The following is a 12,771-nucleotide window of genomic DNA, read 5'->3' on the forward strand; positions in this document are numbered from 1 at the left end:
CGACCTGTGTTGTTTCATTGCCTGGGGTGGGAGTCGACGACGCGTATGCGTGTTCAAGGTCCGCTGTCGTGGCTGGGGCGGGGACGCCTGGCCACGACGGAGTCGGAACGGCGGCGCCGGCGGCAGAGCCGTGTGGCGATCGTCCTGTTGGTGTCCTCGGCCCTGACGGTGACCAGCCTTGGTGCTGAGGCCTGGGCGGTTCCCGGTCCCGGCATGACCCGTGAAGAGGTCAAGCTCCCCGACCTGCCCGACCCCACGACGGTCGACAAGGACGCGGAGGCCGAGAAGAACCTCACCACCGCGCCCGAGGTGCCGGTCACCCCCTACGAGCCGGAGTCGGTGACGCCGTGGTCGGGGAACACCGGAAAGGCGAAGCTGGAACCGACCACCGAGCCCGGCACGACGGTTGCGGTGGACAACGGGCTCCCGGTGGCCGTCGGCGTACCAGAGGGCACGGACCCCGCCGCCATCGACGGTGAATGGCAGGTCGACCTGGCTGCGCCGAGCACCTCCCAGGACGCCGGTGTCTCCGGCCTGATCATGAAGGTCACGCCGCCGGCGGACGCCGATCCGACCGCCCAGGTCACCCTGGACATCGACACCACGAGCTTCGCCGACCTCTACGGCCCGCAGGCCGCCGAACGCTTCGGCCTGGTGCTGCTGCCGGACTGCGTCATGAACGCCCCGGACAGCGGCGACTGCGCCGCGGACGGCGGAACGATGACGATGTCCGGCAAGCCGGACCCGCACGCCCAGGAACTGCCCAGCAGGGTCAAGGAGGTGCCGGCGGCCCAGGCACCCACCAGGACGCAGGCCGCCAAGAAGGCCCGCACCCGCAAGATCCTCACCGGCTCGGTCCCGATCTCCAGCCTCCTCGGCGGGGACACCACCGGCGCGAAGACGAAGGCGTCGGGCGCCTCGGCCCGCACCGCCTCCTTCACCACCGGCAGCAGCGTCCTGCCGGCCGTGGACGCCTCGGGCCCGCAGGTGATCGGCGCGATGGACACCGGTTCCTCGTCCTCGGGCGACTTCACGGCCACACCGCTGCTGTCGTCGGGTTCCTGGGCGGCCGGCTCCTCCTCCGGAGCGTTCACCTACTCCTACGCCGTCCAGGTCCCCGAGACCGCCGGCGGCCTCATGCCGAAGATCGCGCTGAACTACTCCTCGCAGTCCGTCGACGGACGGACCTCGGCGACGAACAACCAGGCCTCCTGGATCGGTGACGGCTGGGACTACAACCCGGGCTCGATCACCCGCACGTACGCCAACTGCCGCCAGGACTCCAAGAAGGCCGGTTCGAACAACGCCACGCACCGCACCTCGGACCTGTGCTGGGGTTCGAACAACGCCACCCTGTCGCTCGGCGGAGCCACCACCGAACTGGTGTGGGACGCCGCGAAGGGCAAGTGGTTCACCGCCAACGGCGACGGGGCCCGGGTCGAGCAGGTCAAGGACCCGCAGACCGCCAACGGCGCCAAGGACGGCGAGTACTGGGTCGTCACCACCCGCGACGGTACCCGCTACCACTTCGGCCTGAACCGGCTGCCCGGCTGGACCGACGGCCAGCCCGTCACCGACTCCGTGCTGACGGTCCCGGTGTACGGCAACCACTCGGGCGAGCCCTGCTACAAGTCCGGCGACTGGTCCGGCTCCTGGTGCACCCAGGGCTGGCGGTGGAACCTCGACTACGTCGAGGACATCCACGGCAACGCCATGTCCCTGTGGTGGAAGAAGGAGCAGAACTACTACGCCCGCAACTTCAACTTCAAGGCGCCGGTCCTCTACGACCGTGGCGGCTGGCTCGACCACATCGACTACGGGCAGCGCAGGGACAGGCTCTTCTCCGACACCGCCCCGGCCCGGGTCGGGTTCACCGTCGAGGAGCGCTGCTTCGACGAAGCCCCGCTGACCTGTGCCGACGCCAACTTCGAGGACAAGGACCCGGGCAAGTACCGCATCTGGTACGACACCCCGGCCGACCTGAACTGCAAGAAGGTCACCGCCACCTACACCCGCAAGTGCTGGAACGCCGGCCCGTCGTTCTGGTCCCGCAAGCGGCTGACGCGGATCCAGACCGCAGCGCAGCGCCGCACCGACACCACCGCCCGCCAGGTGGTGGACAGCTACGCGCTCAAGCAGAGCTTTCCGGTGCTGAGGACCGGCCCGAACATCGCGCTGTGGCTGGAGTCGGTCCAGCGCACCGGTTACGCGCGCAACGGCTCCACGGACGACAGCGTCACCCTCAACCCGGTGCGCTTCGAGTCCAACGCCGAGGACATGCCCAACCGGGTCGTGCGGGCCAACGACCCGACCCCCGGGTTCTCCCGCCTGCGCATCGCCCGCGTCATCAACGAGTACGGCGGCGAGACCGTCGTCACCTACAAGGCGCCCACCGGCGACTGCGCGACCGGCAGCAACCTGCCCGGCAAGTCCGACACCGCGGCGCTGAAGTCCAACACCCGCCTGTGCTACCCGTCGTTCTGGAACCCCGACCCCGAGGTCGAGGACATCGACTGGTTCCACAAGTACGTGGTGGACACCATCGAGGAACTCCCCAACGTCGACGGCGAGTTCTCCACCAAGACCGCCTACACGTACAAGAACGCCGGCTGGAAGCTGGCCGAGGCCGAGTTCTCCAAGAAGTCGACCCGCACCTATTCGCAGTTCGCCGGGTTCGAACAGACCACGGTGATCACCGGCGCGGACGACGCCAACATCGGCAGCAAGCGCTCCAAGGCCGTCACCCGCTTCTTCCGCGGCATGGGCGACACGGTGTCGGTGAAGGACATCACCGGCGCCGAGATCGCCAAGGACAAGGAGCCGTTCGCCGGCCGCATCGCCGAGGAACTCACCTACACCAGCGCCGACGACCAGGACGGCGACTGGCTCTCCCGTAGCGTCACCGTCCCCGCCGCCACCGAACTGGCCAAGCGGGACCGCGACGACGGCCTGAGCCCGCTGCGCGCCTGGCGGGTCACCGAGCCGGACGAGATCGCGTACACCAAGTCCTCCGGCACCGGGGACGACCCGCGTACCGAACGCGTCGTCAGGACCCACACCACGTACGAGTCGACGTACGGCCTGCCCGTGCTGGTGGAGTCGCTCGGGGACGCCGACGAGAACAGGACCGGCGACGAGTCCTGCACCAAGCTGGAGTACCTGCACAACACGGCCAGGAACATCATCGGCCTGAGCAAGCAGGCCCTGGTGTCCCCGACCACCTGCGACGACGCCGACTGGGCCGACCTGTCGACCCTGACCGGCGCCGTGCGGACCGCCTACGACCACCAGGCCTACGGCACCGCGCTCGCCGACACCACGCTGGGCGAGGCCACCGAGTCGTGGACGGTGAACGGTGACGGCACCGGGTTCCAGTCCAACGGCACCACCGACTTCGACGTGGTCGGCCGCGTCGTCAAGGAGACGGACCCGGACGGCAGGACCGGCACGATCACCTACTCCCCGTCCGTCGGGCAGGTCTTCGAGGTCACCACGACCAACGCGCTCGGCCACACCGAGAAGCAGGAGCTGGAGCCGGGCCGGTCGACGACCCTGAAGACCACCGACGCCAACGGCTACGTCAGCCAGGCGACGTACGACCCGCTGGGCCGCCTGGCGGAGGCCTGGAGCCCCGGCCGCACGCCGTCGCCCTCGTCCGTCCCGGACTTCCGCGCCGAGTACACGGTGCCCGAGTACGACCCGGACGACCCGTCCAAGACCGACCACAAGCCCCCGTACGTCACCACCTACGCGCGCGGCCACAACGACCGGATCGAGACCTCCGTCACCCTCTACGACGGACTCGGCCGGGAGCGCCAGACGCAGGAGGAGGCCGACGGCGGCGGCTACCTGATCACCGACACGCTGTACAACAGCTCCGGTGAGGTCTGGCAGACCAACAACGCCTACTTCGCCGACGAGGTGACCCCGGGCGAACTGTTCACCCCGCTCGCGGACACCGCCGTCCCCAACATCACCCGCTACACCTACGACGGCCAGGGCCGCGTCCTCCAGGAGACGCCGGTGCTGAAGGTCAAGGACCCGCTGACCGGGGAAGCCACCTCGGAGCCGGTTCCGGCCCGCGCCACCCGGTACGAGTACGGCACGGACTGGTCGAAGGTCATCCAGCCGGAAGGAGCCTCCTCCTACCGCGTGTGGACCGACGCCCTCGGCCGCACCGTGCGCACCGACACCTTCAACCCGGCGGCGCCCGGCGGCTACACGTCGATGCGCTACACGTACGACCACGCCGGCCAGATGGTGAAGGCGACCAGCTCCGCCGACCCGACACACCCGTGGACGTGGACGTACGACCACCGCGGCCGGATGAGCAGCGCCACCGACCCCGACACCGGCACCACGTCCACCACCTACGACACGTACGACCGCCCGCTCACCACGACCAACGCCCGCGGCGTCACGGTCTGGAACGGCTACGACACCCTGTCCCGGCCGACCGAGCAGCGGCTGGACGGCTCCACCGGCACCCTGCTGGCCAAGTTCACCTACGACACCGTCACCGGCGGCAAGGGCCTGCCCGCCACCGCCACCCGCTACACCGACGGTGAGGCCTACACGCAGAGCGTCGACGGCTACACTCAGGACTACCAGCCGACCGGGACCACGCTCAGCCTGCCGCAGTCCCTGGCCGACACCTGGGGCCTCAAGACGTCGTACTCGTACAGCTACACGTACGACGACACTGGCGCGCTGAAGGAGGGCATGCTGCCGGCCGTCGGCCGGTTCGACGCCGAGAAGCTCGTCGTCCGCTACAACAAGGACGGCAAGCCGCTGTCCGTCTCCGGCAAGGACTGGTACGGCGCCGAGACGGTCTACGACCCCTACGGCCAGGTCCTGCGCTCCACCCTGGGCGCCCAGCCCTACCGCGTGTGGACGCAGAATTCCTACGACGAGTCCAGCGGTGAGCTCCAGGAACAGCAGGTCTACCGTGAGCAGACCGGCGACCAGAGCGTGGTTCCCGGCAACCTCGTCTCCAAGCGCACCTACGCCTACGACCCCGCCGGCAACGTCACCTCCATCCAGGAGCACGCCACCGGCATCGCCGAGCGGCAGTGCTTCGTCTACGACCCTCTGGGCCAGCTGAAGACGGCCTGGACCGCCAAGGACCAGAGCTCCTGCACCGGCCCGAAGAACAGCGACGGCACGCTGAACGTGGCGGCCGGCGGCGACAGGTCCGGCTACTGGCAGGAGTACACCTACGACCTCCTGGGCAACCGCACCCGGCTGACCGAGAAGGACCTCACCGGCGACACCGCCAAGGACGCCACGACCACCTACGCCTACGGCAAGGCCGACGGCACCCAGCCGCACACGCTGACCAAGGTGTCCAAGACCTACACCACGCCCGCGGGCGCGCAGGTCAAGGCGGAGGCCGAGCGGCTGTACGAGCTGACCGGCGAGACCAAGTCGGTCACGTCGCTGGACAACGGCGACAAGCAGCAGCTGACCTGGACCTACGACGGCCAGGTAGAACGGATCACCGGCGAGGGCAGCGGCGGGAAGACCCCCTACCTGGGTCTCGCCGACAAGTGCCTGGACCTCAAGGGCGGCGTGCCCACCGCGGACCAGCCGATCCAGCTGCACTCGTGCAACGCTTCGGCGGCGCAGAGCTGGCACTTCGCCACCGTCCCGGGGGCGACACAGACCGACCCCGACCTGGGCACGCTGACGGTCTACGACACGTGGTGCGTCCAGCCCGCCGGCAGCGCCGCAGGCTCGGCCCTCCAGGTCCAGGCCTGCGACGGCTCGACCGCGCAGCAGCTGAAGCGCAACGCCTCAGGCCAGCTGTTCCACGTCGCCACGGGCATGTGCCTGGCGGTCAAGGACGCCAACTCGGCGGAGTCGACCCCCGTCGTGCTGGCCACCTGCGACGGCACCAAGGCCGAGCAGCAATGGGCGCCGCAGAACGACACCCGCTACATCTACGGTCCCGACGGCTCCCGCCTGCTGTCGATCAAGGGCAAGCAGGCCACGCTGTACCTGGGCGAGGCCGAGGTCACCGTCCAGCAGGGCGGCGTCCTGGTCAACACCCAGCGCACCTACTCCGTCCCCGGCGGCGCGGTCATGCGCTACGCCTACGGCAACGCGGGCGAGCAACTCGTCGCCCTCGCCGGCGACCACCAGGGCAGCACGTTCGCGGAGGTCGCGCTCAAGGACCAGATGTCGGTGCGGATCCGCAAGCAGGACCCGTTCGGCAACCAGCGCGGCGCCGACACGGTGGGCGTCAACGTCCAGACCCACACCGGATTCCTGGGCGCGGCCCGCGACGACTCCTCCGGCTTCGTGCCGCTGGGCGCGCGCCTGTACGACCCGGTGGTCGGACGCTTCCTGTCCGCGGACCCGGTGCTGGACCTCAACGACGTCCTGCAGTCCAACGGCTACGCCTACGCCCACAACAACCCGGTGACGATGTCCGACCCGACGGGTCTGGCCATCTCGCTGACCGCCTCCGAGCGGGCGGCGGCACTGGCGGGCGCGGGTCTGTCGGCGGCGCAGGTCGCCCAGGCGCAGGCGATGCAGGGCAAGTCCCTCGGCTCGATCATCCTGGCCGTGGCCTGGGAGACGCTCAAGGACTTCATCGGCATCAACGACGCCCTCGCCTGCTTCGGCGGCGACATGTGGTCCTGCGTCGGCATCGTGGCCGAGGCCATCCCCTGGTACAAGCTGGGCAAGCTCCCGAAGGTCGTCAAGGCGGTCAAGCGCACCATCTCGGCGGTCAGGGCGTTCCGCAAGGCCAAGAAGGAGGCCCAGCGGGTCCTGAAGCTGGCCAAGATGGCCGAGACCCTGGCCCTGAAGGCCAAGAAACTGGCAATCGAGAGGGCCAAGAAGAGAGCCGCGCAGAGAGCCAAGAAGAAGGCTGCGGCGGAAGCCAAACGAACAGCCGACAAGGCCGTCGACGTCACCAAGAAGACCGGCAACCCACGCCAGAAGCACGCCCAGGCCAAGGCGGCCCCGAAGTCGTCGTCCCACGGTTCCGGAGGCAAGAGCTCCGGAGGCGGTGGCAAGCCCGGCGGCAAGTCGGGCGGCTCCTCCAAGAGCGAGGGCGGCTCCAGCGGCAGCGGCGGCTCCGGCAAGTCCGGCGGCGGCTCCCACGGGGGTGAGGGCGGCGGGACGTGCAACAGCTTCGTCCCGGGCACCCAGGTCCTGATGGCCGACGGCACGACCAAGCCGATCGAGGAGGTTCGGACCGGGGACAAGGTCGTCACGACCGACCCGAAGACCGGCGAGACCCGGGTCGAGACGGTCACCGCCGAGATCAAGGGCCACGGCCTCAAGCACCTCGTCAAGGTCACCATCGACACCGACGGCACCAAGGGCAGCAGGACGGCCCAGGTCACCGCGACCGACGGCCACCCCTTCTGGGTCCAGGAACTGCACGCCTGGATCAAGGCCACCGACCTGCACGCCGGCGAATGGCTGCGCACCAGCGCGGGCACGTACGTCCAGGTCACCGCGGTGGACCGATGGACGGCCCAGACCGCCACGGTGCACAACCTCACGGTCGGTGACGTCCACACGTACTATGTGGTGGCGGGCGAGACGCCGGTTCTGGTCCACAACTGCGGCGGCAGTGTTGACGGGCATTCCGGCACATGCGCGTGTGCGAGCGGTGGGCAGCCACGGCTGGCCGACGGAACCATGGGATCCAACCCCAATGCTCCGGTTAATAGGCTCGATCGCAGTAACCAGTATCCGAGCGGCTATCGTGCGTCCACCCACCAGGAAATGGCAAGGCGCTGGACGGATTCCAGCGGGAACTGGCTTGATGAGCAAGGTAGCGTTATCCCTCGGGAAGAGTTGACCTACGACCATGTGCCTCCTGTGGTCGATCATTGGAATTATTCCGGGTATGACAGCAGCCGGGCGGCCAGGAATGACTACTTCAATGACCCGGACAACCTGGTTCCCATGAGCAGGGGGCTCAATTCCAGTGCGGGCGGTCGTATGACGGCTAGATATCGGCAGGATACAGGCCCTAATTACTCCTCCTAAATGGATCGATAAAGGCAAGAGGTGTCATGAATTTCGACGATGTTTTGGCGGGGGTTGAGGGGGCGGAACCCATTTCCGGCATGCTAGAGGCGTGGCGATGGTCGCCGACGCCAAGGTTCGTCTTCTCGCTGGCGTTGGACTCGAAGCGCAACTGTGCCTACCAGATGAACGTTATCGATCACTTCGACCAAGGGCTCGTCATCGCGGTTCTCGAATTTGCGAAAGATCGGCACCTGGCGGAGGAGGTGAAGGACGACACACCCTTCACGGTCGCTCCTGGCTTCACGACAGAGTTCCACGGGTTCGATGTAGTTGTGGCTGTTCCGCCCGCGGTGCACCAGTATCATTTTGGTCGGGGCAACGCGCTGGGGGAACAGATCATCGGGGTGTTCCCGGCGTACAGCTGTGAGTTCTCGGGACACGAGACCCTTGAGGAGGCGATCCACCGTTTCAAGCGGATGATCCGTCCGACAGTGGTCGAGCGGCCGGTGGCGCCGTATCTCCGGATGCGGTACGAGAACACCAGGACCGGCAGCGGCAGCCTCGGACCGTCGCGCGGCTTCACCACCACTGATGTGCTACTCAGGGAGCTGGCGTTGCTGGAGGGGACTGTGGGGAGCTTCGTCGAGTGGGAGAACTTCCGTGGCGAAGTCTGGCACGTCACCTGGGACGGCTCCTGGCTCATCAACGGTAGTGTGAGCGAACCACTGTCCGAGACCGCTGTACTGAGCACTCTGGGGTGCCCGGAGTCCCCATGACGGGCTACCAGAACGTGTGCGACCCGCTCCTCGCGCTCGATCCGCAGTCGGGCTGAGGGGCGCCGCACGGCCAGCAGGCTGAATCCGCATCGCTGACGTGCGCTGACCGCACGGACGGTTCTGAGGCCGGACCCGAGCAGATCGGGTCCGGCCTCGCTCGTCCACCCACCGGGTTGCGTAGGGCGCGGCCCCTCAAGCCTGCGGCCCCGCCCGGACGGGGTCCGGGCGGGGCCGCAGGTCGTGCTCGGGCGGAGGGCTCAGAGCCGCTCGGGTGTCCTGATGCCCAGGAGGGCCATGCCCTGGTGGAGGGTCCTGGCGGTGACGTCGCAGAGGAACAGGCGGTTGGCGACCTGCTCCGGGGTGTCGGCGCCGAGGACCGGGCACTTGTCGTAGAAGGACGTGAAGAGGGACGCCAGCTGGTACAGGTACGCCGTCATCCTGTGCGGGGCGTACTCGCCCGCCGCCTCCGCGACCGCGGCCGCGAAGGCGTCCGCGTGGAGGCCGAGGGCGCGCTCCGCCTCGTGCAGGTCCAGCTCCGGGTGGGCGGCGGGGCGGGCCTCGCCGGCCTTGCGGAGGATGGACTGGATGCGGGCGTAGGCGTACTGGAGGTAGACGGAGGTGTCGCCGTTGAGCGAGACCATCTGGTCCAGGTCGAACTTGTAGTCCCGGTTCGCCGACGTGGACAGGTCGGCGTACTTCACCGCGCCGATGCCCACCTGGGCGCCGCGCTCGGTGATCTCGCCCTCGGACAGCTGGTGCCTGACGTCCTTCTCGCGGACCACCGCCGTCGCGCGGTCGATCGCCTCGTCCAGCAGGTCGACCAGGCGGACCGTCTCGCCCTCACGGGTCTTGAACGGCTTGCCGTCCTTGCCGAGCACCGTGCCGAAGGCGAGCTGGTGGGCGTGCACGTCCTCGTTGAGCCAGCCGGCCCGGCGGGCGGTCTCGAAGACCATCTTGAAGTGCAGGGACTGGCGGGCGTCGACGACGTAGATCAGCGAGGTCGCCTTCAGCCGGAAGACACGGTCGCGGATCGCGGACAGGTCGGTGGCGGCGTAGCCGTAGCCGCCGTCGGACTTCTGCACGATCAGCGGGACCGGGTTGCCGTCCGGGCCCTTGATGTCGTCGAAGAAGACGCACAGCGCGCCCTCGGAGCGGACGGCGACACCCGACTCCTCCAGCAGGCGGCAGGTCTCGGCGAGCATGTCGTTGTAGCCGGACTCGCCGACGATGTCGGGGTCGCTGATCTCCATGTCGAGCTTCTCGAAGACCGAGTAGAAGTAGATCTTCGACTCGTCCACGAACTTCTGCCACGTGGCGAGGGTGTGCGGGTCGCCGGCCTGGAGGTCCACCACCCGGCGGCGGGCCCGGGTCTTGAACTCCTCGTCGGAGTCGAACAGCTTCCGCGCGGACTTGTACAGGCGGTCCAGGTTGGACATCGCCTCCTCGCCGCTCACCTCGCCGGACTTGTGGTCCAGCTCGTGCGGGTGCTCGTCCAGGTACTGGATGAGCATGCCGAACTGGGTGCCCCAGTCGCCGATGTGGTGGCGGCGCACCACGTTCTCGCCGGTGAACTCCAGCAGCTTCACGACGGAGTCGCCGATCACCGCGGAGCGCAGGTGGCCGACGTGCATCTCCTTGGCCACGTTCGGCTGGGCGTAGTCGACGACCGTGGTGCCCGGCTGCCCGGCGTGCGGCACGCCGAGGCGTCCGGTGTCGTCCGCGTGGCGCGCGGCGAGGTTCCGGATGATCGCCGCGTCGGTGATCGTGATGTTGAGGAAGCCGGGGCCGGAGACCTCGACGTCCTTGATCACGTCACCGGTGGCGACCTCCGCCACGACCCGCGTCGCCAGCTCCCTCGGGTTCGCCTTCGCCTTCTTGGCGAGTGCCATGACCCCGTTGGCCTGGAAGTCGGCCCGGTCGCTACGTCGCAGCAGCGGGTCCGCGCCGGCGGCCTCCGGCAGGGTGGCCGAGAGGGCGGTCGCGAGGTGCTGCTGGACGGAATCGCTGAGGGACGTGACCGAGGCCATAGGTGTGGGTGCCGTTCTCCTCGTGGGGATGGATGGTCCCGGCCAGTATCCCACGGGGGGTAAAGCCGTTTTCCGGGTCGCATGCCGGTCTGTGACAATGGGGTGTCACCCGTTCAGAAAGAAGGACGTGCCGATCGTGGCTCAGAGCACCGAGACCACCGACTGGGTCTCCCGTTTCGCGGATGAGGTCATCGAGGAGTCGGAGCGTCGGGCCCCGGGCAAACCGGTCGTCGTCGCGTCCGGACTCTCTCCCTCCGGCCCCATCCACCTCGGCAACCTGCGCGAGGTCATGACCCCGCACCTGGTCGCCGACGAGATCCGGCGGCGCGGCCGCGAGGTCCGGCACCTGATCTCCTGGGACGACTACGACCGGTACCGCAAGGTGCCCGCCGGGATCGCCGGCGTCGACGAGTCCTGGGCCGAGCACATCGGCAAGCCGCTGACCTCGGTCCCGGCGCCGCAGGGCTCGCCGTACCCGAACTGGGCCGAGCACTTCAGGGCCGCGATGGTCGAGTCGCTGGCCGAGCTGGGCGTGGAGTTCGACGGGATCAGCCAGACCGAGCAGTACACCTCCGGCGCCTACCGCGAGCAGGTCCTGCACGCGATGAAGCACCGGCAGGACATCGACGCCGTGCTCGCCCAGTACCGGACCAAGGCCAAGGGCGGGGCCAAGAAGTCGCAGAAGCCGGTCGACGAGGCCGAGCTGGAGGCGGCCGAGGGGTCGGGCGCGGCGAGCGAGGACGACGGGTCCTCCGGTTCCGCCGGGTACTTCCCGTACAAGCCGTACTGCGGCAACTGCGGCAAGGACCTCACCACCGTCACCCACTACGACGACGACAGCACCGAGCTGACGTACTCCTGCACCGCGTGCGGCTTCTCGGAGACCGTCCGGCTGGACGAGTTCAACCGCGGCAAGCTGGTGTGGAAGGTCGACTGGCCGATGCGCTGGGCCTACGAGGGCGTCGTCTTCGAGCCCAGCGGCGTCGACCACTCCTCTCCCGGCTCCAGCTTCCAGGTCGGCGGGCAGATCGTCGGGATCTTCGGCGGCAAGCAGCCGATCGGCCCGATGTACGCCTTCGTGGGCATCAGCGGCATGGCGAAGATGTCGTCCTCGCGCGGTGGTGTGCCCACCCCGGCGGACGCCCTGAAGATCATGGAGCCGCAGATCCTGCGGTGGCTGTACGCCCGGCGGCGGCCGAACCAGTCCTTCAAGATCGCCTTCGACCAGGAGATCCAGCGGCTCTACGACGAGTGGGACCGCCTGGACGCCAAGGTCTCCGACGGTACGGCCCTGCCGGGCGACGTCGCCGCCCACTCCCGCGCGGTCCGCACGGCCGCCGGTGAGCTGCCGCGCACGGCCCGCCCGCTGCCGTACCGGACGCTGGCCTCCGTCGCCGACGTCAGCGCCGGCCACGAGGACCAGGCCCTGCGGATCCTGAGCGAGCTGGACCCGGAGCAGCCGCTGGTCTCCCTCGACGAGGCCCGACCGCGCTACGACCGGGCCGAGGCCTGGATCAACACGCACGTCCCCGCCGACCAGCGGACCATCGTGCGCGACGAGCCCGACGTCGAGCTGCTGAAGTCCCTCGACGAGGCGTCCCGGGAGTCGGTGCGGCTGCTGGTGGACGGGCTCGCCGAGCACTGGTCGCTGGACGGCCTCACCCACCTCGTGTACGGGGTGCCGAAGGTGCGGGCCGGGTTCCCCGCGGACGCCACGCCCAAGGAGCTGCCGCCGGAGATCAAGACCGCCCAGCGGACGTTCTTCGCGCTGCTCTACCACCTGCTGGTCGGGCGCGACACCGGGCCGCGGCTGCCCACGCTGCTGCTGGCGGTCGGGCAGGACCGGGTGCGCAAGCTGCTCGGCGAGTGAACGGAAGGGGCCCTCGGTCGAGGGCCCCTTCTTCGTGTCAGCGCCGTCGAGTCCGCGCGTGCGCGCCGGTGTTCCCGCGGGCGCGCCGGTCTCCCGGCGGCTT

General features: G+C 68.9%; 4 protein-coding genes. 3 read left to right on the forward strand and 1 reads right to left on the reverse strand.

Features of this window, described 5'->3' with window-relative positions; translation table 11 throughout:
- The first annotated feature begins 45 nt into the window (after positions 1 to 45).
- Positions 46 to 8,013: a ricin-type beta-trefoil lectin domain protein gene (locus tag JS756_RS21185; RefSeq protein WP_205384725.1), complete on the forward strand. Its 7,968-nt coding sequence runs from the start codon at positions 46 to 48 to the stop codon at positions 8,011 to 8,013.
- Positions 8,014 to 8,039: 26 nt separating this feature from the next.
- Positions 8,040 to 8,771, forward strand: coding sequence for a hypothetical protein (locus tag JS756_RS21190; protein WP_205384726.1), 732 nt, complete (start codon positions 8,040 to 8,042; stop codon positions 8,769 to 8,771).
- Positions 8,772 to 9,028: 257 nt separating this feature from the next.
- Here the strand turns inward: JS756_RS21190 and argS are convergent, their stop codons facing one another.
- Positions 9,029 to 10,798 (reverse strand): arginine--tRNA ligase, encoded by a 1,770-nt coding sequence (gene argS, locus JS756_RS21195; protein WP_205384727.1) that lies wholly within the window; start codon positions 10,796 to 10,798, stop codon positions 9,029 to 9,031.
- A gap of 127 nt (positions 10,799 to 10,925) precedes the next feature.
- Here argS and lysS point away from each other — a divergent pair, with 127 nt between their 5' ends.
- Positions 10,926 to 12,668, forward strand: coding sequence for a lysine--tRNA ligase (lysS, locus tag JS756_RS21200; RefSeq protein WP_205384728.1), 1,743 nt, complete (start codon positions 10,926 to 10,928; stop codon positions 12,666 to 12,668).
- Positions 12,669 to 12,771: the final 103 nt, after the last annotated feature.

The organism is Streptomyces actuosus, assembly GCF_016921115.1.
In the GTDB taxonomy this organism is placed as follows: domain Bacteria; phylum Actinomycetota; class Actinomycetes; order Streptomycetales; family Streptomycetaceae; genus Streptomyces; species Streptomyces actuosus_A.

What these genes read in the sequence shown, in the direction of transcription:
- JS756_RS21185 (WP_205384725.1), top strand. Translation starts at nt 46, where the DNA reads ATGCGTGTTCAAGGTCCGCTGTCGTGGCTGGGGCGGGGACGCCTGGCC.
- JS756_RS21190 (WP_205384726.1), top strand. Translation starts at nt 8,040, where the DNA reads ATGAATTTCGACGATGTTTTGGCGGGGGTTGAGGGGGCGGAACCCATT.
- argS (WP_205384727.1), bottom strand. Translation starts at nt 10,798, where the DNA reads ATGGCCTCGGTCACGTCCCTCAGCGATTCCGTCCAGCAGCACCTCGCG.